Raw genomic sequence first — 21349 nt, 5'->3', positions numbered from 1 at the left:
TCGTGCTCGACCGCTCGCCGGCCGGCACATGACGGGACCGGCGGTCAGCAGTACAGCTCGATGAAACGATCCAGTGAGCGTTCGATATCGCCCTTCAGCGCCCGGGCGACCGTCGCCCCGATCGGGCCGAACAGCGCCCGCCCGCCCAGCTCGATGTCGACGGTGACCGACGACCCGTCGTCCTTGGGCTCGACGAGCAGGTCCAATCCCAGTTTCGTTCCGCCCTTTCCGGCGCCGGTCAGCTCCAGCCGGCGCGGCGGTTCGGCCGTGCGGACGGTCCAGCGCACACGGTTTCGCAGGCCTTTCACCGAGGCGATACCGACCAGCTCGGTGCCCGGGGTCAGCTCCTCGGGCACGCGGCCGCGCCAGGCCTCGTGCATGATCAGCCACTGATCGAGTTCGCGCAGATTCGCCGCGTGCGACCAGGCGCGGTCGGGGGAAATCGGTACGTCGACCGACACTTTCAGTTTCGCCACGGGTGGATGTTAACCGCCGGTACTCCGGATCCCGCTGCCGACGGCGGTCGCGACCCGATCCGACACACGGCCCGCCTCCCGGCGAAATCCGGAGGGCGCAAATGTAATAGCGGAGGACCTGCCATTTTGTGGACTCGGCCAATTCGGGCAGCGCGGGCGTGGAACAGCCGGATCCCGGGCGGGTGGCGTCCTAGGATGATCAACCGATCTTCAGCCGATATCAGGTAGGAGTGGGTGATGCCGTCCAAGGCGGTCGGTCAGCGTCGACGCCCGACGCAGGAGCGTGCGAAGGAAACCCGTCAGCACATCCTCGACACCGCGGGGCGGTTGTTCGGGGAGCGAGGCATCGAGAACACCTCGACGAATCGGATCGCGGCCGAGGCCGGGCTGAGTATCGGCACCGTCTATCGATACTTCGCCGACCGCACGGTGATCGTCGAGGAATTGCTGGAACGACTGCTGGAAAGTATCGAGCGGCGCTTCACCGAACGGCTGGATCTTTCGGAAGAGTCGGTGGAGGAACTGACCGCCGAAATCCTTGCCGCCATCTGCGACGAACTGGTCGCCAACGCGAAGCTGGTGCGCGCTCTCGCCGCCGGCGTGCAGTTCTACAACAGCGGCATCCCGGAGTTCGAACCGCGCCTGCGTCTGCTGGTGAAGGTGCTGCTCATCCAGATCCTCGGGCCCAGCGATGATCACGAACTCGATGTCATGGCCTTCGTGCTGGTGAACACGGGTTTCTCGGCCGTCCTGCGGGCCTCCGCGCTGGAAGTCGGACCGGACGAACGCCGCGAGGCGATCGAGATGACGGCCCGCATGATCGGTGCGTGGAGCACGGCGGAAATCCAACGCCGGGCCTCGGCGTCGGCCTGACTCGACCGTCCTCGGACACATGTCGTTGATGACAGTGGCTGTCATCGGCGCTACACTGATGTCAGTCGCTGACATCAGTCGGATGTGGCTCACCCATCGCAGGAGGTTTCCATGCGCGTATTCGTCACCGGAGCGTCGGGACATGTGGGATCGGCGGTCGTTCCCGAACTGCTCGCCGCCGGGCACGAGGTCGTCGGACTGGCTCGTTCGGATGCCTCCGCCGCGGCCTTACTGGCCGCGGGGGCGCAGGTGTACCGGGGGAATCTCGACGATCCGGACGGGCTGGCCGAGGCGGTGGCCGCCGCGGACGGCGTGATCCACCTGGCCTTCAAACACGAGAACATGATCGCCGGCGATTTCCTCGGCGCGGCCGAGGCCGATCTCCGGGTGGTGCGGATGTTCGGCGACGTACTGGCCGGGACGGGTAAGCCGCTGGTCGCGACCTCCGGCACCGGTCTGCTGGCTGCGCTCGGGCGCACCGGTACCGAGGCGGATTCGCTGCCGGGCGGCCCTCGCATCGACTCCGAGAACGCGATCGTCGGCTTCGCCGACCGTGGCGTCCGGTCCAGCGTGGTCCGCCTGCCACCGACTGTGCACAGTCGCCTCGATCGGCACGGTTTCGTGCCGACCCTCATCGCGACGGCCCGCGCCAAGGGCGTCTCGGCCTACGTCGGCGACGGGCAGAATCGCTGGCCCGCCGGTCACACCCTGGACGCGGCGCACCTGTATCGGCTGGCTCTCGAATCGGCCCCCGCCGGCAGTCGCCTGCACGCCGTCGACGACGAGGGCGTCACGCTACGCACGATCGCCGAGATCATCGGCCGCCACCTGAATGTCCCGGTGGTCTCCATCGCCCCCGAAGAAGCACCCACTCACTTCGGCTTCCTCGCCCCGATGGTCCAGCTGGACAACCCCACCACCGCCGCGGCCACCGCGGCCCTGCTCGGCTGGAAACCCGTACACCCCAACCTCATCGAGGATCTCGAGGACGGACACTACTTCACCGACGCCGGCGAATCCTGATCCGCCCTCGGCTCACCGAAGCCGCCGCCGCATTCGTCGAACGGCGTGCCCGCGAATCAACCGACCGCGTCCATGCGCAAGGTGGTGTTGGCGGCGGCCGGGGCGAGCATCGGCTCCAGCGCGGTGGGGTGATCACGATATTTCGCCTCGTAGGCCCGGCTGACGCGGTCGTTGATGACCGGGTCGGTGGCGGGGTGCAGCGTCACGTCGGTCTCGACGCCGCGGGCTCGGACCCGGGCGCCCCGGGTGTGCATGGCGTGCCGATACCACCCGCCGGATTCCCCGTAGGCGGAACGAATGTAGAGATCGTCGTCGACGCGTACCACCCAGACGGTCGTCCAGGGGCGCAGCGCGCCGCTCTCGTAGTAGCTGGTGATCTGCAGCTCCTCGGAACTTCCGATCCGATCGAGCTGGGCGGCCGTCCATGCCATGGCGTTTCCCTCCATCGATCGCGACGCCGCGGGAATCACCGCGACCTACTCGATACCGAGCGTGACCTCCGTGGATTTGATCAGCACCTTGACCACCGACCCCTCGGTGAGGCCGAGATCGTCGGCCGCGTCGCGGGTGATGGACGAGGTGATCTCGTCCCCGCCCGACAGCCGGACCCGGACCACGGCCATGGCCTCGCCGCGGGTGACCGAGGTGACGGTTCCGTCGAGTTGGTTCCGGGTGCTCAGGCGCATGTCGTGACGATACGCCGAGCACGCCGCGATCTCCGGTAGCGCCGACTCCGTGGATTCCCGGCATCGGTGTGGCAGGCCGGGACTGCTCAATCGCGACCGTGGTCGATGCGCACGGCGCGACGGGCGTTGGCGACGGCCGTCACGGTGGTGGTGCCGAGAACGCCGTCGCGGTCGAAGATCACCGCGGTGCCGACGGCGATTCCCGCCTGCTGGACGCGTTCGGTCAACGCGAGCCCGACCTCCGGCCCGTTCGGCAGCCGGGTGATCGCCATCGTCACATCCGGATTGATGAATTCCAGACCGGCGCTGCCGAGATTGGACACCAGATTCGTGACATCGGCGACGGCCGCGGCGATCTGGAACGGGGTCGGTTCCTCGCCTTCGACCACCGGAATCGGCAAGTGCCAGATCCGTTTTCGGTCGGCGTCCCGGAAGGCGTCGGTCCACTCGCCCCAGCCGTCCCGCTCGGTGAAGTACAGCCGCTCCGGATCGCGCTCCGGAGGCCGGCGACCCACCGGTGGCGGTGTGGGGGTCGTGCCGCCGGACCACACCTCGCCGGGCGGTGCCTCGCTCGGTCGCAGAAACAGCGCGCTCGCCCGGGCGGCCGGGATGCCGTCCTGACTCAGCACGGCATCGATCAGGCACAACCGTGGCCCTTCGCGGACCACCGTCGCGGTGGTGACCGAGGGTTTCATCCGCACGGCCCGGAACAGATCCACCGTCCACCGCACGGGTTGCAGGTCGTGTCTGCCCAGGGTCTCGATCGTCTGCTCGACCTTTCGCGCCAGGGCCGCACCGACCGCGGGCCCGCGCATCTGATCCGCACCCCAGCCGCTGCTCGCCCGGGGTTCGGGATGTAGTTCCTCGGTGTCGCCGTGCTGCACGCGGAAGAACGCGCCCTCCATATGCCGAGCTCCTTCCTTCGGCCGTCGTTCGGCCGGACCGCCACGTCGATCATCGACCGAGGGGAACGAGCGGTCACTTCCGGGGTACTCGACGCCGCGAGGCCGGCCCGCATCGAGATCGGTGCGGGCCCGGCGAGCGGTTCGTTCAAGACCGTAGGACGGTCCGCGGCCGATGCTGAACACATGCCCGACGCACCCTTCACTCCGGCGCTGGGACGGTTCGCGCCGACCCGGTTCTACGACTTCGTGATCGCTTCGACCCGTGAGCGCCTGTGGCGGGCGCTGGCCGTGATGTATGCGGCGCCGCAGCCGGGCCAGATCGTTCTCGATGTGGGATGCGGGACCGGGTCGACCGCCGTGCTGGTGGCGCGAGTGGAGCCGGCGGCGCGCATCGTCGGGGTGGACCCGGATCCGGAGGTGCTGGCGATCGCGAGGCGCAAGGCGAACGCGGCGGGTGTCGCCGTGCGGTGGGAACGGGGGATGGGCGATCGGCTGGTGGAATCGTTCGGCGCCGCGACGGTGGACACCGTGGTGTCGAGTCTGGTCCTGCATCAGTGTCCGCTCGAGATGAAGCGCGCGATTCTGGCGTCGATGTTCGCGGTGCTGCGACCGGGTGGGAAACTCGTGATCGCCGACTACGGCCGGCAGCGAACCAGGTTGATGCGCAACGCCTTTCGGATCGTGCAGCTGGCCGACGGAGTCGAGGACACCGGACCCAATGCCGACGGTGTGCTGCCGGAGCTGATCGGCGCCGCCGGATTCCGCGACGTGCGTGAGGCGGACGTGGTGCCGACGATCACCGGATCGATCTCGATCTATGTCGCGCGCCGGGACTCGGCGCACAGCAGCCGTTGAACGGCGGCCGGTGTCAGACCCAGCATTTCGCGTAGTTGTCGGGTGAAATGCGCTTGATCGGCGAATCCGCCCGCGGCCGCGGCGTCGGCCACCGACCGGCCGGCCTGCATCGCCGCGGCGGCCCGGCGCAGTCGCGCCCATATCCGCCACCGGGCCAGCGGCATATCCAGCTGAGTACGCGCCAGTGCGCGCAACCGCTGCGCGGACAGCCCGACCGTCGCGGCGAGCTCGGGTATGGCGAAGCTGTTGTCCCGCAAGAGATCCAGCGCCTGAAGTAGACGGGGATCCAACTCGGCGGAGGGCCGGTGCACGGCGATCTCGTCCGCATGCACACCCGCCAGGTCGGGCGCGGGCGCGATAGCAGCGCGGGACCGCAGCCGGTCGGCGAATCCACAGTGCGGTTCGACGAAATAGATCACCAACTCCGGGGCGGCGAGCAGCCGGTGGCGGCACATGGGCGCGACGAGCAGTGCCGGTGCCCGATGCCGACCGCCGGCCCTGTCCACCATCTCGGCCTCGCCGCGCACCGCGATGACGATCTGAAATGCGGCGTGCCGGTGAAATGTACTGTCGGCGACCGGCCCTCGATACATCGCGTAACGGTCGCCGATCGTGAAGGCCGGCGTCGAGGGGCCGATCGTGGTCACGCCCCTCACCCTGCCACCTACCTCGTCGATGCCGCCGGGAAACTACCCGCGAGCCGGACCGGTCAGAACCAGGACATCAACCGACGCCACAGTCCGCGTCGCCGGTCCGCCTCTCGGCGGTCGGAGTCGTCGGAGTCGTCGGAGTCGTCGGAATCGGCCGGTTGCGCCGGGGCGGGACCGGTGTCCCGCACCGCGACCGCCGCGGCGGGGGCGGCCGGATCAGCGCGCTCCGGACTTTCCGACCAGGCGAGATAGCGGCTCGCGGTACCGTTCGACGATTCGGCGGGCGTGATGCGCGGCAGCTGCACGGTGGGATCGTCCAGATCTCGGCGAAGCAGATTGCAGAACTGCTCGACCGAGCCGTAACGATCGATGATCTCCTCCACCAGCAGGGTCGCCGACGGAGTTGCCGTGATCAGTTTGCCGCTCACCGTTCTCCTCTCCCTCGCGCCCGGGCACGACTCACCGCATCCGGGCTCAACCGTCACATCCCTGCGAATAACCCCCAGCACAACCACGAACCGGTCGACCGCACGATCGCCCCCATTCGATCGGACTCCGCGACCATCAGGCGTGGCACGCGACCATTAGCCGCGGTAATTGTTCAGCAATCATCCTAGCCAGCAAACCGCCGAATAGCAAACCGTGCGCAGCGCGGGTGGCATATCGAATTCACCTGAAAACAAGTCTTTTTCGAATGGTAATTACCGCCCTCTGGAGGCTCTGGATTCGAGGGCGCTGCCCGCCGGAGAAATCAGCAAACATTCAGCACACCGGTAGACTGTTGGATTGGGCCGCGATCGGCTCGCCTGGGGGAGCGGGTTCGGACCGGCGGTCCGGGAATAGTGACCCGGGTCGTCCGGTTGGCGATACGAGGGCGAATCGTCGGTGGTGCGCGGAACGCGGAAGGATACCCCCAAGGTGTGCAGGTCAACGGTGGGATAGGCTGGATCGGTCATGATGTCGGCTTTCCCGGGTCCGGTCGCAGCGGCGCCCAAGACGGTCTACCTCGATCACGCGGCCACGACACCCATGTTCCCGGCCGCCGTCGAGGCGATGACGGCTGTGCTCGGCACGGTCGGTAATGCCTCGTCGCTGCACGGCTCGGGCCGGACCGCACGCCGGCTGCTGGAGGAAGCGCGCGAGTCCATCGCCGCCGACCTGGGGGCGCGGCCCTCGGAGATCCTGTTCACCTCGGGCGGTACGGAAAGCGACAACCTCGCCGTCAAGGGCATCTACTGGGCCCGCCGCGATGCCGATCCGCGCCGCACCCGCATCCTGGTGAGCGCGATCGAGCACCACGCGGTCCTCGACGCGGTGGACTGGTTGCAGGAACACGAGGGCGCCCAGGTCACCCTGCTCGACGTCGAGGCCGACGGCACCGTCTCTCCGCGCGTGCTGCGCGAGGCGCTGGCCGCGCACGCCGCCGACACCGCTCTGGTCAGTGTGATGTGGGCGAACAACGAGGTCGGCACCATCGAGCCGATCGTCGAATTGGCTTCCATCGCACAGGAATTCGATGTTCCGATGCACAGCGACGCGGTGCAGGCCGCGGCGCAGCTGCCGATCGATTTCGCCGCCAGTGGCCTGGCGGCGGCCAGCTTCGCCGGGCACAAGGTGGGCGGGCCGCACGGTGCGGGCGTGCTGTTGCTCGGCCGGCAGGTGGGCTGTGTGCCGCTGCTGCACGGTGGCGGCCACGAACGCGATCTGCGTTCGGGAACCTCGGATGTGCCGGCGGCGGTCGGATTGGCCGCGGCGCTGCGCGAGACGGTCCGCGAGCTGCCCCAGCGCACCGCCGAGCTGACCGAGCTACGCGATCAGCTGATCGACGGTGTGCGGGAACGGATTCCGAGCGCGGTGCTCAACGGTGCCGACGGCATCCATCGGTTGCCCGGTAACGCGCATTTCACGTTTCCCGGGTGTGAGGGCGACTCGCTGCTGATGCTGCTCGACGCCGCCGGAATCGAATGTTCGACCGGGTCGGCGTGCAATGCGGGGGTGGCCGCGCCCAGCCACGTCCTGTTGGCGATGGGTGTCGAACCGCGACAGGCGCGCGGGTCGCTGCGTTTCTCGCTGGGGCATACCTCGACGCGCGCGGATATCGACAGATTGCTGGACGTTCTGCCCTCGGTGGTGGAACGGGCCGAAGCGGCCGGACTGGCCGGTGCGAAAGGAGGTACGCGATGAGAGTGCTGGCAGCGATGAGCGGCGGCGTCGATTCCGCCGTGGCCGCCGCGCGTGCGGTCGACGCCGGCCACGAGGTGGTCGGGGTGCACCTGGCCCTGTCGGCCACCCCCGGAACTCTGCGTACCGGGTCGCGCGGCTGCTGCTCCAAGGAGGATGCCGGTGATGCCCGGCGAGCCGCCGACGTCCTCGGGATCCCTTTCTACGTCTGGGATTTCGCGGATCGCTTCAAAGAGGACGTGATCGACGACTTCGTCGCCGCGTACGCCGCCGGCGAGACCCCGAACCCGTGCCTGCGCTGCAACGAGAAGATCAAGTTCTCGGCGCTCGCCGATCGTGCGGTGGCCCTGGGCTTCGACGCCGTGGTCACCGGTCACTACGCGCAGCTGTCCGACGGCGTGCTGCGCCGGGCGGTCGACGCGGACAAGGATCAGTCGTACGTGCTCGCGGTCCTCACCGCCGAACAGCTGTCCCGGGCGATGTTCCCGGTCGGTGACACCCCGAAGCCGCGCATCCGCGAAGAGGCCGCCGAACGCGGCCTGGCCGTGGCGAACAAGCCGGACTCGCACGACATCTGCTTCATTCCCTCCGGCGACACGCGGGCCTTTCTCGGGGCGTCGATCGGGGTGCGCCCGGGGGCCATCGTCGACAGCGACGGCCGGAAACTGGCCGAACACGAAGGTGTCCACGGTTTCACGATCGGTCAGCGCAAGGGGCTCGGCCTGCCCGGTCCCGCCGCCGACGGGCGTCCGCGCTACGTGACCGAGATCGACCCGGATTCCGGCACCGTGCACGTCGGCCCCGCCGAGGACCTGAACGTCTGGACCGTGCGGGCGGATCGGGCGGTCTGGACCTCGGGTGAGGTACCGGCCGAGCCGTTCGACTGTGTCGTCCAGGTGCGGGCACACGGCGGGCTCGCGCCCGCGGTCGTCGAGGCGGTCGACGGCGGGCTCATCGCCCGGCTGCGCGAGCCGCTGACGGGGGTGGCCCGGGGACAGGCCGTGGTCGCCTACCTGCCGGACCCGCTGGGGGACCGGGTGGTCGGCAGCGGCACCATCAGCGGCACCGGACGCGAGCGCGTGGACGCCGCCGGGGAGCTGGTCGCGGATTCCGTGCGGTGAGCCGGGGTCGTCCGCAGGCGAGCAGTACGTCCGGCCGTGCATGGATGCATCCGGTCGCGCCGGTATCACCACTACGATCGGTCCGCGGAATACGGCAGCGTGATCGAGATGGGTGAACTATGACGAGCGAGAACCGGTCCGACGCGCGGCCGAGCCTGCGGGGAGGGATCGCGACGGGCGTCGGTTCCTGGCCGGGCACCGACCCCCGGGAGGCAGCCGCCACCCTGGTGGGAGAGCTGCCCGATCTCGCCCACCTCCCCGAATTGCCGGCCCGTGGCGCGGGTTCGGATATGGTCGGGCGGGCCTCGGCCCTGCTGGTCGATATGCAGTTCGACACCACGACTCGCGGCTACCGGCTCGGCGCCCGCCCCGGCGCCGTGGCCCGCCGCGCTCACGATCTGCTCCGCACCGATCTCGACGCGCTCGAAGAGGTCTGGGAGACAGCGGGTCTCGGCGGCGCCGGGCGCCCGCTCAAGGTGCAGTCGGTCGGGCCGCTGACCCTCGCGGCGCAGGTCGAACTCGCGAACGGTCATCGTGTGCTCACCGACCCCGGTGCCGTGCGCGATCTTTCGGACTCGCTGGCCGAGGGGTTGCGCGATCACGCCGCCGAGGTCGGTAAGCGGCTGGGCGCCGAGGTCGTCGTCCAACTGGACGAGCCGTCGCTGACGGCGGTACTCGAGGGCAGCTTGCGGGGTGCGAGCATCCTGAACACCGTGCGGGCGGTGCCCGAACCGGAGGCCCTGCACATCCTCGACACCGTCGTCACCGCGCAGCCCGGACCCGTGCTGATCCACACGTGCGCCGCACCGCCGCCGTTGTCGTTCCTGCGCGGAACTGCCGCCGCCGCAATCGGTTTCGATCTGACCACCATCGGGACCGGCGATCTCGACGCGGTCGGGGAGCTCCTCGACGCGGGGAGCTATCTCGCACTGGGCCTGATCCCGACGAGTGCCCCGTCCACGCCGCCGACCTGGCGCGAACTCGCCGAGCCGGGTGTGCGGCTCGTCGACCGCCTCGGATTCGCGCGTCGCACTCTCACCGACCGCATCCTGGTGACCCCGGCGTGTGGACTGGCCGCCGCCCCGCTGACCTGGGCTCGCCGCGCCCTCGACCTGTGCTCGGAGGTGGCCCGCGCCTACGCCGACGATCCGGATTCCCTCAGCTTCGACTGAGGCGGGCCGGGGACCGGTCGCCGAGGAGGCGGCTCAGTAACCGGCCTCCGGCCCCGGACTCGGATGGCCGATCCGCCAGTGCTGCGGTTTGCCCGGCGGATAGCTCACCGGAAGGTCTTCGCCGGGGAACGGCCACTGGTTGACGTCCCAGGCGAAACGGCCGTACACGGTTTCGCCGGGGACACTCGGGCCGGACAGCGTGCCGGTGATCGTAACGAACTGCTCGCCCTGGCCGGCCGGACGCGGGCTCACACCGGTGATGCGCAGGGTCCCGGCCTCCAGCTGGGCGCGCTGGAGGCCGCCGAACCCGCCGCGGCCGCGCCGGAAGTTCATCAACAGCGCGACCAGCGCGCCGGCGATCAACACGATGAACACGATCTGCAGCAGCATGCCTCCATGCTAGGCGGACAAACTGGACACCCGGGTCGCACCGGTCCGGAGTGCGCGGTCACCTGCCGGGTGCCGCGGCTGTGGTCGGCGCGACCTCAGTTCGAGGTGAGCTCGCTGGTGCCGGCGGGCGTGCGCCGTACCTGCCACACTCTGGTGCGCCGCGACTGCGACCGGCCGTTGCCGCGGTCGATGAGAACGCGATTGCGGGTGGTGAAGATCAGTTGCGCACCCCGGGCATTGGTCTCCGGATTCTGGAACAGCTGGATCAGCCGGTCGGCGGTGTCGCCGGTGAGATGAGTGTCGATATCGTCGACCGCCAGTACCCGGCCGGTGTCGAGGGCATCGAGGACGGTCGGCAGCAGGCGCAGCAGCGCGAGCGTGGCGGTCGACTCGTCGGCGATGTCGAAGGTCGCGTCGATACCCGTGTGCACCAGTCCCAGCCCGGTGCCGCGGCGCGCGACCATCCGGGTGTAGAGCGTGTCCCGTGCCGCGCGCAGATTGCTCAGTTCGCGCTCCAGCGCGATCGGTTCCACGCCGAGCGTCTCGCGCACCTGCCGGGCATGCGCGGGGGAGGCGGCGCACGCGTCCAATTCCTTTGTCAGACCGGCTATTTCGCCGTCCAAATCACGCAGATAGTCGGCGTACATCGGGTCGTTCTCGGCCAGCAGCAGGTCCTCGATGCCCAGTTCGGCCGAACGCAGCAGCATCAGCAACCGGGCGGCGTTATCGGCGGATCGGGAGATGTGCGCGCCGAGGCGTTCGGCGATGCCGTGCGGGTCGGCGGGGCCGCGCTGGATGTCCAGTTGAGCCGAGAACCAGCGGTGGGCGGGCACCAGCGCCTCGGCATACATCTGCCCGGCGAGGCTGAGCAGCAACGCATTCGGCCGTACCAACGGTGCCAGCGCGGTGATGCCGAAGCGCACCGGTTCGAACATCGGCCCGATCCGGATCTGCTCACCCTCGCGCTCGAACACGATCCGCTTGCGGTTGTGCGGGTGCGTATGTAGCCATTCCGCGGTGACGTCGGCATTGTCGAGGCGGAACCCGTAGGTGTAGGGCACGCCCTCGGCCACGAAGGTGGCGACGAATTCCGAAGGCTGATCGGCGAATCCGAGGTGCGGGGCGCGCACCGGTCCCGCGTACGGATCCCAGCCGGTCACCGAATGCAGTACCGCATCGCGCATATGCGCCAGCGCGTCGACGAGCCCGGATTTGCCGCTACCGGCCGCGCCGTGGATCGCGGTGACCGGAGCGGGCAGCGCCCCGGCCCGGTTCGAGATCAGGCGGAGTTCCTGGGGTTCGGCGAGGGATCGATGGTTGGTCACCTGGAAACTACGCAGCACCCGAGCCATCCTGCCGTGGGCCGGGCCCGGCCGCGACAGCAGGTGGAGGAATTTCGCCTCCGCCCGGCCTCGGTGACACGTGACACGCGCCACCCGACGCGCGAGCGCCTGCCCGTGTCGATCGGCCTTCCGGCGGGTATGGGTCCGTAAGGTCGCCGATGTCGACGAAAGGGGCCTGGCGAGATGTTCGAGCGGGTAGTGCAGAAGTCGGTGGAGACGATGGTGCGCGCCGGAACGGGCGCGCAGGCGCCGCTGGCGGCGAAATACGTGGCCCGGTTGCGGCGGCGGCATCCGGAGCGGACGCCGGCCGACATCGAGCGCGGCCTGCAGTGGCGGTATCTGGCCGCGGTGACGACCAGTGGCACCGTCGCGGGGCTGTCGGCGGCCGTGCCCGGCATCGGCACGCTGGTCGGTCTGTTCGCCAGCGGTGTCGAATCGGTCTTCTTCCTGGAGGCCTCGGCCTTCTACGCGGTATCGGTGGGGGAGCTGCACGCAATGCCGGCGATGGCCCCGCAGCAGCGGCGGGCGCTGGTCGCCGCGGTGGTGCTGGGTGAGGGCGGCGCCCAGCTGCTCGGCAAGGGCGCGGGGCAGTCCGCCAAGGACTGGGCCTCCGCGGTCGCCGACAAACTTCCGGTGGTCCGCTCGATCGACAATCCGATGGCCCGCAAATTCATCGTCGGTTTCATCGCGAAACGCGGTGCGCTGATGTTCGGCCGGGTGCTGCCCGCCGGTATCGGCGCGATCATCGGCGGCACCGGCAACTACGCCCTCGGCCGCGCGGTGGTCGCCAATGCCGGGCGCACCTTCGAGGCGGCGCCGGCCGAATGGCCGGAGGAGACCGCCGCCCGATCGGCGGTATGACCGTTCCGACGTGCCCGAACGGTGCGCGGGGATGTCGGTGGGCTGAGCTACTGTGCCACCTGTGAGTGAACCCGGGATCGACAGCGCACGCGCCGCGGAGGCGAGCGATGCCGCCGACGCGGCCACCTCCGACGAGCGCACCGAATGGCAACGCCTCGCCGAGGAGGTCCGCGAACATCAGTTCCGGTACTACGTGCGCGATGCGCCGATCATCTCCGACGGCGAATTCGACAAGCTGTTCCAACGGCTGCTGGCGCTCGAGGAGGCGCACCCCGATCTGCGCACCCCCGATTCGCCCACCCAGCTGGTCGGCGGCGGATTCGCCACCGAATTCACCGCGGTCGACCATCTCGAGCGAATGCTCTCGTTGGACAACGTCTTCGACGAGGACGAGATGCGCACCTGGATCAGCCGGGTGGAGGCCGAGACCGGGCCCGACATCCATTTCGTCTGCGAGGTGAAGATCGACGGGGTGGCGCTCAACCTCGTCTACGAGAACGGCCGCCTGGTCCGCGGCGCCACCCGCGGCGACGGGCGCACCGGTGAGGACGTCACGCTGAACGCCCGCACCATCGAGGACATCCCCGAACAACTCACCGCCACAGCGGAATTCCCGATTCCGGAGCTGCTCGAGGTGCGCGGTGAGGTGTATTTCCGGCTCGAGGATTTCGAGAATCTCAATGCCGCGATCGTGGCGGAAGGCAAACCCCCGTACGCGAATCCGCGCAACACCGCCGCGGGCTCGCTGCGGCAGAAGGATCCGGCGGTGACCGCACGGCGCCGGTTGCGGATGATCTGCCACGGCTTCGGCCGGATGGCCGGCTTCAGCCCCACCTCCCAGTACGAGGCCTACCGCGCCCTGGCGGCCTGGGGGCTCCCGGTGTCCGCGCATACCGTGCGCGTGCAGGGCGCCGAGGCGGTGCTGGAACGCATCCGCTACTGGGGCGAGCACCGGCACGACATCGAGCACGAAATCGACGGCCAGGTGATCAAGGTCGACGAATTCTCGCTGCAGCGTCGCCTGGGCAGCACGTCGCGCGCGCCGCGCTGGGCCATCGCCTACAAATATCCGCCCGAGGAGGCGACCACCCGCCTGCTCGACATCCAGGTCAATGTCGGCCGCACCGGGCGGGTCACCCCGTTCGCGGTGATGGAGCCGGTCACCGTCGCCGGGTCCACGGTCGCGATGGCCACCCTGCACAACGCCTCGGAGGTGGAGCGCAAGGGGGTACTGATCGGCGATACCGTCACCATCCGCAAGGCCGGCGATGTCATCCCCGAGGTTCTCGGCCCGGTGGTCGACGTCCGCGACGGCAGCGAACGGCGGTTCGTGATGCCGACCCACTGCCCGGAATGCGGTACGCCGCTGGCCCCCGAGAAGGAGGGCGATGCCGACATCCGGTGCCCGAACCAGCAGCACTGCCCCGCCCAGTTGCGGGAGCGGGTCTTCCACATGGCCGGGCGCGGCGCCTTCGACATCGAGGCCCTCGGCTACGAGGCGGCCATCGATCTGCTGAAGTCCGGTGCGATCTCGGACGAGGGCGATCTGTTCGATCTCACCGAGGAAAAGCTGCTCGGCACAACGCTGTTCGTCAACAAGAGCGGAACGCTGTCGGCCAACGGCAAACGCCTGCTGCAGAATCTGGACGCGGCCAAGGACCGTCCGCTGTGGCGGGTGCTGGTCGCGCTGTCCATCCGCCACGTCGGCCCCACCGCAGCCCGGGCGCTCGCCGCCGAACTGGGCAGTATGGCGGCGATCGAGGCGGCCTCGGCCGAATCGCTGGCCGCCGTCGACGGAGTCGGCCCGACCATCGCCGCCGCGGTGAAGGAGTGGTTCACCGTGGACTGGCATCGCGCCATCGTCGACAAGTGGCGCGCGGCCGGGGTGCGCATGGAGGACGAGCGCGACGAATCCATCGAACGCAATCTCGAGGGCCTGTCGATCGTGGTCACCGGCTCGCTGCAAGGGTTTTCGCGCGACGAGGCCAAGGAAGCGATTCTGGTTCGCGGCGGCAAGGCGGCCGGATCCGTCTCGAAGAAGACCGCTTTCGTCGTCATCGGTGATTCGCCGGGGTCTAAGGCCGCCAAGGCGGAGGAACTCGGGGTGCCGATTCTCGACGAGGCGGGTTTCCGGACACTGCTCGACCAGGGACCCGATGCGGTGCGACCGGAGCCGGCGACCGACGGCGAAGAATCGGGTTAGGAAGTTATGGAACAGTTGGATGCCCGGGTCCGGATCCGCCCGGCGGACCCGGACGACTTCGACGCCATCGCGGACCTGACGGTCGGCACCTACGTCGGTGAGGGGCACGTCCACCCGGACAGTCCGTACGTGTCCGAACTCGCGGATACCGCGACCCGGGCCGCCGCCGCGGAAGTGCTTGTCGCCGTGCGGGACTCACAGGTCGTCGGTTCGCTGACCATCGCTCGCCCGGGAACGCCCTATGCGGATATCGCCCGGCCGGGCGAGCTGGAGTTCCGGATGCTGGCCGTCTCGGAACAGGCCCGCGGCGCCGGGGTCGGCACCGCGCTGGTGCGGACCGTCATCGATACCGCTGCGGCCGAAGGGTTTCCGGCGGTCGTGCTGACGACGATGCCGGCGATGGCGGCCGCTCGGCGGATCTATCAGCGGCTCGGCTTCGAGCACGTACCCGAACGGGATTGGTTCACCGACAACGGTATTCCACTGACGGTCATGCGCCGGGCCGGCTGACTCAGCCCAGCACGGTGGCGACGATGCCGGCCAGATAGCCCAGCCGGGCGATCTCCGAGGGCCGGAACTCCGGTCCGCCGGGCCGGCCCAGCAGCAGCGCCTTGCCGGTGTTGCCCAACGGGGCGGCGGCGAGCTTGGTGTCCATATCGCGCCAGATCTGCGGGACCCAGTCGGCCTCCGGATCGAGCGCGGTCGGCTTCTCGAGCGGCATCCACGGCACGCTGCCGGCCTGCGTTTCGGGCGCGCTCGCGCTGCCGACCAGGCGTTGACCGCCGTGCGGACCCATGTCCATCACGGTGCTCCACCCGACCTGCAGCACGCGCGGCACCCCGTCGACCAGTACCTGCAGCCGGTCGTCCCGGGCCGTGGCCACCTGGTCGATCAACTCCAGTTCCCGGTGGGTGTCGAGGATGCCGGAATACGGCCGCAACGAATCCACCCGGACATCGGCCAGGGATTCCGCCGCCGTGATCAGCGTGTCGGGCAGCGCACCCGACGGGACCTCCACCACCAAATCGTCGATCGCGTAGCCGGCGCCGCGTTCGACGACGTCCAGCGAGAGGATGTCGGCGCCCACCGAGCCCAGCGCGACAGCGAGTGAACCGAGACTTCCTGGGCGATCCGGAAGCTGCACGCGAAGCAGAAATGACACGTGCTTGCCTTCCTTTCCTGTGCGACCGAGACTTTCGGACGTATACCCGAGTCTCGCAATCCTTACACCCACTGCCTCGTGCGGACGAGCCGGCGCAGGAGCAGTGAGGTATGCCACAGCCCTATTGTCGGCCGAACAGCGGGCAACGTGCCAGTGCCTCGGTGGTGACGTTGTGGTGTCAACCTTGTGTCCGCCACGTACCGGCCCCTCGCTGCCGCCTCCGGGCCTTGACCCCATTAGGCTGTGCTTTCTGTGCCTAATGGGGAGGCCCTGCGTGGTGACGCATCCGCTGCCGCCTCCGGGCCTTGACCCCATTAGGCTGTGTTTTCTGTGCCTAATGGGGAGGCCCTGCGTGGTGACGCATCCGCTGCCGCCTCCGGGCCTTGACCCCATTAGGCTGGGTACGCGCAGCGCCCTGCGCCACCGACACGCTTCAACCTGCCGAAAGGGGTTTCGCGGTGCCCGCCATCTCCCGCGACGAGGTCGCACACCTCGCCCGGTTGTCCCGGCTCGCCCTCACCGACGAAGAGCTCGATCTGTATGCCGGTCAGCTGGATTCGATCCTGAGTCACGTGCAGGTCATCACCGAGGTCGCCGCCGACGTACCGGCCACCGCGTCGCCGAATCCGACCACCAACGTCACGCGGCCCGACGTCGTCGTCCCCGGACTCACGCCGGACGCGGCGCTGTCCGGCGCGCCCGCGGTCGACGAACAGCGCTTCATGGTTCCGCAGATCCTGGGAGAGGGCGAATAAGTGAGTGGCGATCTGACGAAACTCACCGCGGCCGAGCTGGCGGACAAGATCCACGCCCGGGAGGTCTCCTCGGTCGAGGTCACCGAGGCGCATCTGCAGCGCATCGCCGCGGTCGACGGTGAACTCCACGCCTTCCTGCACGTCGCCCGGGAGCAGGCCCTGGCGACCGCGGCCGAGGTCGACGCCGCCGTCGCCGCGGGTACCGTGGCCTCGCCGCTGGCGGGAGTTCCGTTGGCGCTCAAGGACGTTTTCACCACCACCGACATGCCGACCACCTGTGCGTCGAAGATTCTCGAGGGCTGGGTCTCGCCCTACGACGCCACGGTGACCGCCAAACTGCGCGCCGCCGGCATCCCGATCCTCGGCAAGACCAATATGGACGAATTCGCGATGGGTTCGTCCACCGAGAACTCCGCCTACGGCCCGACCCGCAATCCGTGGGACACCACCCGCATCCCCGGCGGCTCCGGCGGTGGTTCCGCGGCGGCGCTGGCCTCGTATCAGGCGCCGCTCGCGATCGGCACCGACACCGGTGGTTCGATCCGCCAGCCGGCCGCGGTGACCGCGACCGTCGGCACCAAACCCACCTACGGCACGGTCTCGCGCTACGGCCTCGTCGCCTGTGCCTCCTCGCTGGACCAGGGTGGTCCGTGCGGTCGCACCGTGCTCGACACGGCACTGCTGCACGAGGTCATCGCGGGCTACGACCCGAAGGATTCGACCTCCCGCGACGTCGCGGTGCCGGCCGTGGTGGCGGCCGCGCGCGCGGGCGCCCGAGGCGATCTGGCGGGTGTGAAGGTCGGTGTGGTCAAGGAACTGCACTCCGACAGCTACCAGCCGGGTGTACTCGCCTCCTTCGATGCCGCCGTGGCCCAGTTGAAGGATCTGGGCGCCGAGGTGATCGAGGTCTCGTGCCCGCACTTCGAATACGCGCTGGCCTCCTACTACCTGATCCTGCCGAGCGAGGTGTCGTCCAACCTCGCGCGCTTCGACGCGATGCGCTACGGCCTGCGCGTCGGCGACGACGGCACCCACTCCGCCGAGCAGGTCATGTCGCTGACCCGGGAGGCCGGGTTCGGTCCGGAAGTCAAGCGCCGCATCATGATCGGCACCTACGCCCTGTCGGCGGGCTACTACGACGCCTATTACGGCCAGGCGTTGAAGGTGCGCACCCTGATCGCGCAGGACTTCGACAAGGCCTACGAGAGCGTGGATGTGCTCGTCTCGCCGACCAGTCCGTTCACGCCGTGGAAGCTGGGCGAGAAGGTGAACGATCCGCTCGCGATGTACCTGTCGGACCTGTGCACACTGCCGACCAACCTGGCCGGCCACTGCGCGATGTCGGTGCCGTCCGGGCTGTCCGCCGACGACGGACTGCCGGTGGGACTGCAGATCATGGCGCCGGCGCTGGCCGACGATCGGCTGTATCGCGTGGGCGCGGCCTACGAGGCGGCGCGCGGCCCGATCGCCTGATCGGGTCCCGCGTGGGCCCGGCCGCGGCCCGATCAGGGTCGCGGCCAGGGCCGCCCGTCGAGGCGCTCGATATCGGTGTTGAAGCGCTGCAGGTACTCCGCGAATCGGGCGACATCGTCGGGCGACCAGTCGGCCATGACCCGCCCGAGACCCTCGATATTGGCATTGCGCTCGGCATCCAGACTCCGCTCGCCGGCGGGGGTGACGCGGAACTTTCGCGCCATCCCGCCGTCCGGGTCCGGAATCCGCTCCACATGACCGGCCCGCAGCAGCGCCGCGGTCTGCCGGTTCAACGTGGAGGTGTCGAGGCCGAAGGCCTCGCTGAGCTGACCGATCGACATCGGGCCTTCGATCGCGAGCCGGCTGAGCAGCAGGTAGGCACTGCGGTCGAGCCGGGTGCCGTCGCGGCGGTAGCGCGGGTGAATGGTGTAGCGGCCGAGCAGCATGGTCTCGAATTCCACCAGATTCGTGGGCTTGTCCATGCCGTCCTTCCGCCGATTTACAGTTCTGACCTGCGAGAACCGGTATAGCACACGGATCGGCGGCGCGAGGGGCGCGGTGCTGGTCAGCAGGATCCGAGCGCGGTGCCCTGATCCGTCCCGTAGCGATGGCCGTGGCCCGGTCCCGGCGCCAGGGCCGAGAGCATGTCCGCGGTGGTCTGCACCCAGCTGAGCACCGGCAGCCAGGGCGGGCGCGGGGCGTCGGGGTGGGTGCCGGTCGAATCCGGTGCACGCCAGAGCAATCGGGGCGACCACTGCACCACCGGATCGGAGGAGTTGGCGAGGATGGTCGCACTACCGCGGTGCGCGGTCGCCACCGGCGGGCCGGCCCACAGTGCCGCGCAGACACGGCTGCGTTCGTCGTCATCGTCGGCGAACACCGCACTGCCCGCGGTCGCGCCCAGGCTTTGTCCGTAGATGTACAGCTTCGGCGGATGGGGCACGGTGGCCAGTCGGCGTTCGATCGCGGTGAACAGGGCCCGCGCCGAGCGTTCGGCCTCGGCGCGGGCGAACAGGAAGGTCGCCCAGCTCGGCGCCTGCGAGTACTGCATGCCGATCAGGGTGGCATCACCGTCGAATCGTTCGTCCAGGCCGCGCGCCGCCTTCGCGTCGAGCCAGCCGGAACCGGTGGGCACCATCATCACCAGATGGCCGCGCTCGAAGCCGCCGGAGCGTTCGAGCTCCCGAAGTGCCAGAGCCACCCGGGAATCCAGGTCGGGCGCGGATGCCAGGCCGATGTAGATCCGCACCGATCGTCCGCGTTCGGCGACGAATTTGCGGCCCTCGGCGCCGAGCGAGGACCAGCTCACCACCGAATCCGGACTTCCCGACCGAGTGTATGAAACCGGTTGAACCAGACTCGGATCCACCGCGGCATCGGCGGCGGCGAACGACGCCCGCTGCCAGGTCACGAGCGTCGGGAGTACGGCGAACTGGCACGCCAGCACCGTCGCCGTCACCAGCGCGGCGGCGCGGATTCGGCCGGCATGTCCCGCGACCTGGCGTAGACCGCGTGCGAGGAGCAGGACCGGGACGACCACCGATACCACGCCCACCGCCCAGCGCAGCCAGTATCCGGGGCCTACCGCCGGAAAATCCATCGCCGCGCGCAGGCGGTTCTGCCAGAACCAGGCGTGACCCACAGCAGCCGTTGTGCCGACGGCCGATATCGCGGCGATCGGCCGGCGATACCGCGACAGCCGCTGCTCGGTATCGATTCCGAAGGGGCGCAAGACTTTCCGCCCCACACCGGCCAGCGCGAGGGCGATGAGCACCAGGAGTGCGGTGAGGAGTGCCTGTGCGATCGACGTGCGGGGAAGCAGACCCGGTGCCAGCGAAGCGGCAACTCCGCAGCCGACCGCGAGGACCGTGCCGACGCGCGGCGTCCGCGCGGCACGGCGGGCCAAGGCGCGCAGGACGTTCCGGCACACTGCGTAGATCGCCGGGGCCGGCTCGGGTCCGGCGGCACCCGTCGGTGTTGTCCGTGCCGAGGTTGTCCGTGCCGAGGCACGCCGTCGGGCCGAGCCACGGTCCGGCTGCCCCGTGCGCAAGGCGCCGACCGCCGGCCCGGTGCGCCAGGGATTCCCGCTGCTGCCGGCTACCGCTACAGCCGGTGTGCCGAACCACGCGGAGAAGTTGTCGATATGCCGCACGGCCGCAGCGCGCAGGCCCGCCACGGTCGCGGTGACGGTGGCGCCGATACGACGCGAAGTCGTGAACGGGCGATGCACGAGTCCACGAAAGGTCGTGTTCGACAAGATAATTCGCTGACCGGGCGCCGTGTCTGCGGTGGGACGTGGACGCTTCCTGCCGAACCGTGCGTGCCGGGCTCCGGTGTCGGCAGAACGCACAGTCGATCCCACCGCATCCGGCGAATTGCCGAGTGGGGCACGGTATTTCGCCGCGATCGACGCAGCCGGCCGGCGTCCCGGTCGGATGAGCCGACGCACCACGGCGAACAAGGCGGCCGTCAGCAACAGCACCATCGCGAGCGCGGCCGGCACGTGCACCAGCTGTGGGCCGATGTCGGTTCCGGAAAGCCTGCGGCCGAACAGGTATTCGGGCATCGGCGCGGCATAGTTCTGGCGCCGCGAGTTCAGATCGACGGCGGCGGTGGCCACGGTCGCCATCGTGGTGCAGCGCAGGCGGGCGACGACGTCCGTGCGCGCGGCACAGGCGTCGAACATCCGGGTTTCGAGCGCGTTGTCGATGGCCCGGCGCGCCCACGGGCCGAGCGGCCGGCCGTGCGATTCGGCGTAGCGCAGGAGGTCGTAGCCGAGGTCGTGCGCCTTGCAGGCGGTGTCGAATTCGGCGGGCAGACGAATCGGCGACGAACATTCACCCCCGGGATCGACCGCCGTGCCGTCGAGCTGGACGGGCCGATAACCCTGTGTCGCAGCGAAATCCGCCGGAACGGCCGCACGGTCCGGACGGTCACCGGTGAGCGCCAGCACCGCCGCGCGCGCAGCCGCGTCCTCCGGCCGCTGCCCGGCGGCAGCCGCCCGAGCGGCCGGCGGCCACGCCGACAGTATCGTCAGCACCACCACCGCCACGACTGCGGCGACGACGCCGTGCCGCCACCCGATCGGGTTTCGACCCGAATCCACTGCTTCGCTCATGATGGCGAAGGTAGGAATCCGGGACCGCGCCGGACCTCCCGCTGCGGATCGATTTCGGCACCGCTACCGAGGTGCGCGCCCGCCGTTTCCTCATACCGGGGT

At 69.4% G+C, this 21349-nt stretch carries 22 protein-coding genes; 11 read left to right on the top strand and 11 right to left on the bottom strand.

Annotated elements, in window-relative coordinates; genetic code table 11:
* Positions 1–44: 44 nt before the first annotated feature.
* A complete protein-coding gene (locus ON37_RS17415; RefSeq protein ID WP_040720651.1) occupies positions 45–476 on the bottom strand; it encodes a type II toxin-antitoxin system Rv0910 family toxin in 432 nt (143 codons plus the stop codon).
* A 237-nt stretch (positions 477–713) separates the two neighbouring features.
* Between ON37_RS17415 and ON37_RS17410 the strand changes: the two genes are divergently transcribed.
* Together ON37_RS17410 and ON37_RS17405 are read left to right on the top strand one after the other, a co-directional pair.
* Positions 714–1349, top strand: coding sequence for a TetR family transcriptional regulator (locus ON37_RS17410; RefSeq protein ID WP_040720650.1), 636 nt, complete (start codon positions 714–716; stop codon positions 1347–1349).
* 111 nt (positions 1350–1460) lie between these two features.
* Positions 1461–2372 (top strand): SDR family oxidoreductase, encoded by a 912-nt coding sequence (locus ON37_RS17405; RefSeq protein ID WP_040720649.1) that lies wholly within the window; start codon positions 1461–1463, stop codon positions 2370–2372.
* 56 nt (positions 2373–2428) lie between these two features.
* Here ON37_RS17405 and ON37_RS17400 read toward each other — a convergent pair whose 3' ends face one another.
* From ON37_RS17400 to ON37_RS17390, 3 genes are all read right to left on the bottom strand, one after another.
* Entirely contained in the window at positions 2429–2803 is a 375-nt protein-coding gene (locus ON37_RS17400; protein WP_051031705.1) for a DUF2255 family protein, read from the bottom strand.
* A gap of 45 nt (positions 2804–2848) precedes the next feature.
* Positions 2849–3058 (bottom strand): TOBE domain-containing protein, encoded by a 210-nt coding sequence (locus tag ON37_RS17395; protein ID WP_040720648.1) that lies wholly within the window; start codon positions 3056–3058, stop codon positions 2849–2851.
* Between the two features lie 86 nt (positions 3059–3144).
* On the bottom strand, positions 3145–3963 hold the full coding sequence (locus ON37_RS17390) for an acyl-CoA thioesterase domain-containing protein (protein ID WP_040720647.1): 819 nt from the start codon (positions 3961–3963) through the stop codon (positions 3145–3147).
* Between the two features lie 183 nt (positions 3964–4146).
* Here ON37_RS17390 and ON37_RS17385 point away from each other — a divergent pair, with 183 nt between their 5' ends.
* Positions 4147–4818 (top strand): class I SAM-dependent methyltransferase, encoded by a 672-nt coding sequence (locus ON37_RS17385; RefSeq protein ID WP_040720724.1) that lies wholly within the window; start codon positions 4147–4149, stop codon positions 4816–4818.
* On the opposite strand, the gene ON37_RS17380 is transcribed toward ON37_RS17385, so the two are convergent.
* Together ON37_RS17380 and ON37_RS17375 are read right to left on the bottom strand one after the other, a co-directional pair.
* Positions 4779–5465, bottom strand: coding sequence for a helix-turn-helix domain-containing protein (locus ON37_RS17380; RefSeq protein ID WP_040720646.1), 687 nt, complete (start codon positions 5463–5465; stop codon positions 4779–4781). The two genes, ON37_RS17385 and ON37_RS17380, sit on opposite strands and share 40 nt — an antisense overlap.
* A 62-nt stretch (positions 5466–5527) precedes the next feature.
* On the bottom strand, positions 5528–5896 hold the full coding sequence (locus ON37_RS17375) for a hypothetical protein (protein ID WP_040720645.1): 369 nt from the start codon (positions 5894–5896) through the stop codon (positions 5528–5530).
* A 526-nt stretch (positions 5897–6422) separates the two neighbouring features.
* Here ON37_RS17375 and ON37_RS17370 point away from each other — a divergent pair.
* From ON37_RS17370 to ON37_RS17360, 3 genes are all read left to right on the top strand, one after another.
* On the top strand, positions 6423–7652 hold the full coding sequence (locus tag ON37_RS17370) for a cysteine desulfurase family protein (RefSeq protein WP_040720644.1): 1230 nt from the start codon (positions 6423–6425) through the stop codon (positions 7650–7652).
* A complete protein-coding gene (gene mnmA / locus ON37_RS17365; protein ID WP_040720643.1) occupies positions 7649–8770 on the top strand; it encodes a tRNA 2-thiouridine(34) synthase MnmA in 1122 nt (373 codons plus the stop codon). Before ON37_RS17370 ends, mnmA begins: the two co-directional genes overlap by 4 nt.
* A 119-nt stretch (positions 8771–8889) precedes the next feature.
* The gene (locus ON37_RS17360) at positions 8890–9942 is read left to right on the top strand and encodes a methionine synthase (RefSeq protein WP_040720642.1); all 1053 of its coding nucleotides are present in this window, start codon (positions 8890–8892) and stop codon (positions 9940–9942) included.
* A gap of 33 nt (positions 9943–9975) precedes the next feature.
* Here the strand turns inward: ON37_RS17360 and ON37_RS17355 are convergent, their stop codons facing one another.
* Both ON37_RS17355 and ON37_RS17350 read right to left on the bottom strand, forming a co-directional pair.
* Positions 9976–10332 carry a hypothetical protein gene (locus ON37_RS17355; protein WP_051031704.1) on the bottom strand — a complete coding sequence of 119 codons (357 nt, stop codon included), beginning with the start codon at positions 10330–10332 and terminating at the stop codon, positions 9976–9978.
* Positions 10333–10427: 95 nt separating this feature from the next.
* On the bottom strand, positions 10428–11684 hold the full coding sequence (locus ON37_RS17350) for an AAA family ATPase (RefSeq protein WP_210741106.1): 1257 nt from the start codon (positions 11682–11684) through the stop codon (positions 10428–10430).
* Between the two features lie 174 nt (positions 11685–11858).
* Between ON37_RS17350 and ON37_RS17345 the strand changes: the two genes are divergently transcribed.
* The 3 genes from ON37_RS17345 (at position 11859) to ON37_RS17335 (ending at position 15249) form a co-directional block, all read left to right on the top strand.
* A complete protein-coding gene (locus ON37_RS17345) occupies positions 11859–12536 on the top strand; it encodes a hypothetical protein (protein WP_051031703.1) in 678 nt (225 codons plus the stop codon).
* A 76-nt stretch (positions 12537–12612) separates the two neighbouring features.
* Entirely contained in the window at positions 12613–14739 is a 2127-nt protein-coding gene (gene ligA, locus ON37_RS17340; RefSeq protein ID WP_040720720.1) for an NAD-dependent DNA ligase LigA, read from the top strand.
* A gap of 6 nt (positions 14740–14745) precedes the next feature.
* Positions 14746–15249: a GNAT family N-acetyltransferase gene (locus ON37_RS17335; protein ID WP_040720641.1), complete on the top strand. Its 504-nt coding sequence runs from the start codon at positions 14746–14748 to the stop codon at positions 15247–15249.
* A gap of 1 nt (position 15250) precedes the next feature.
* On the opposite strand, the gene ON37_RS17330 is transcribed toward ON37_RS17335, so the two are convergent.
* Positions 15251–15901: an ACT domain-containing protein gene (locus tag ON37_RS17330; protein WP_040720640.1), complete on the bottom strand. Its 651-nt coding sequence runs from the start codon at positions 15899–15901 to the stop codon at positions 15251–15253.
* 458 nt (positions 15902–16359) lie between these two features.
* Between ON37_RS17330 and gatC the strand changes: the two genes are divergently transcribed.
* Both gatC and gatA read left to right on the top strand, forming a co-directional pair.
* On the top strand, positions 16360–16656 hold the full coding sequence (gene gatC, locus ON37_RS17325) for an Asp-tRNA(Asn)/Glu-tRNA(Gln) amidotransferase subunit GatC (RefSeq protein WP_040720639.1): 297 nt from the start codon (positions 16360–16362) through the stop codon (positions 16654–16656).
* Positions 16657–18129, top strand: coding sequence for an Asp-tRNA(Asn)/Glu-tRNA(Gln) amidotransferase subunit GatA (gene gatA / locus ON37_RS17320; protein WP_040720637.1), 1473 nt, complete (start codon positions 16657–16659; stop codon positions 18127–18129).
* Positions 18130–18161: 32 nt separating this feature from the next.
* Here gatA and ON37_RS17315 read toward each other — a convergent pair whose 3' ends face one another.
* On the bottom strand, positions 18162–18611 hold the full coding sequence (locus ON37_RS17315) for a MarR family winged helix-turn-helix transcriptional regulator (RefSeq protein WP_040720636.1): 450 nt from the start codon (positions 18609–18611) through the stop codon (positions 18162–18164).
* Between the two features lie 83 nt (positions 18612–18694).
* A complete protein-coding gene (locus ON37_RS17310) occupies positions 18695–21247 on the bottom strand; it encodes an alpha/beta-hydrolase family protein (RefSeq protein ID WP_245553241.1) in 2553 nt (850 codons plus the stop codon).
* Between the last annotated feature and the right edge of the window lie 102 nt (positions 21248–21349).

This window comes from Nocardia veterana NBRC 100344 (genome assembly GCF_000308855.1).
GTDB lineage: Bacteria > Actinomycetota > Actinomycetes > Mycobacteriales > Mycobacteriaceae > Nocardia > Nocardia veterana.
Note: the sequence above shows the minus strand (reverse complement) of the source record. Positions and strands in the feature narration are given on the sequence as shown.

Coding starts and splice junctions, on each gene's coding strand:
- ON37_RS17405 (WP_040720649.1), top strand. CDS start 1,461: ATGCGCGTATTCGTCACCGGAGCGTCGGGACATGTGGGATCGGCGGTC.
- ON37_RS17335 (WP_040720641.1), top strand. CDS start 14,746: ATGGAACAGTTGGATGCCCGGGTCCGGATCCGCCCGGCGGACCCGGAC.
- ON37_RS17395 (WP_040720648.1), bottom strand. CDS start 3,058: ATGCGCCTGAGCACCCGGAACCAACTCGACGGAACCGTCACCTCGGTC.
- ON37_RS17370 (WP_040720644.1), top strand. CDS start 6,423: ATGATGTCGGCTTTCCCGGGTCCGGTCGCAGCGGCGCCCAAGACGGTC.
- ON37_RS17355 (WP_051031704.1), bottom strand. CDS start 10,332: ATGCTGCTGCAGATCGTGTTCATCGTGTTGATCGCCGGCGCGCTGGTC.
- ON37_RS17310 (WP_245553241.1), bottom strand. CDS start 21,247: ATGAGCGAAGCAGTGGATTCGGGTCGAAACCCGATCGGGTGGCGGCAC.
- ON37_RS17345 (WP_051031703.1), top strand. CDS start 11,859: ATGTTCGAGCGGGTAGTGCAGAAGTCGGTGGAGACGATGGTGCGCGCC.
- mnmA (WP_040720643.1), top strand. CDS start 7,649: ATGAGAGTGCTGGCAGCGATGAGCGGCGGCGTCGATTCCGCCGTGGCC.
- ON37_RS17400 (WP_051031705.1), bottom strand. CDS start 2,803: ATGGCATGGACGGCCGCCCAGCTCGATCGGATCGGAAGTTCCGAGGAG.
- ON37_RS17360 (WP_040720642.1), top strand. CDS start 8,890: ATGACGAGCGAGAACCGGTCCGACGCGCGGCCGAGCCTGCGGGGAGGG.
- ON37_RS17410 (WP_040720650.1), top strand. CDS start 714: ATGCCGTCCAAGGCGGTCGGTCAGCGTCGACGCCCGACGCAGGAGCGT.
- ON37_RS17390 (WP_040720647.1), bottom strand. CDS start 3,963: ATGGAGGGCGCGTTCTTCCGCGTGCAGCACGGCGACACCGAGGAACTA.
- ON37_RS17350 (WP_210741106.1), bottom strand. CDS start 11,684: ATGGCTCGGGTGCTGCGTAGTTTCCAGGTGACCAACCATCGATCCCTC.
- ON37_RS17385 (WP_040720724.1), top strand. CDS start 4,147: ATGCCCGACGCACCCTTCACTCCGGCGCTGGGACGGTTCGCGCCGACC.
- ON37_RS17315 (WP_040720636.1), bottom strand. CDS start 18,611: ATGGACAAGCCCACGAATCTGGTGGAATTCGAGACCATGCTGCTCGGC.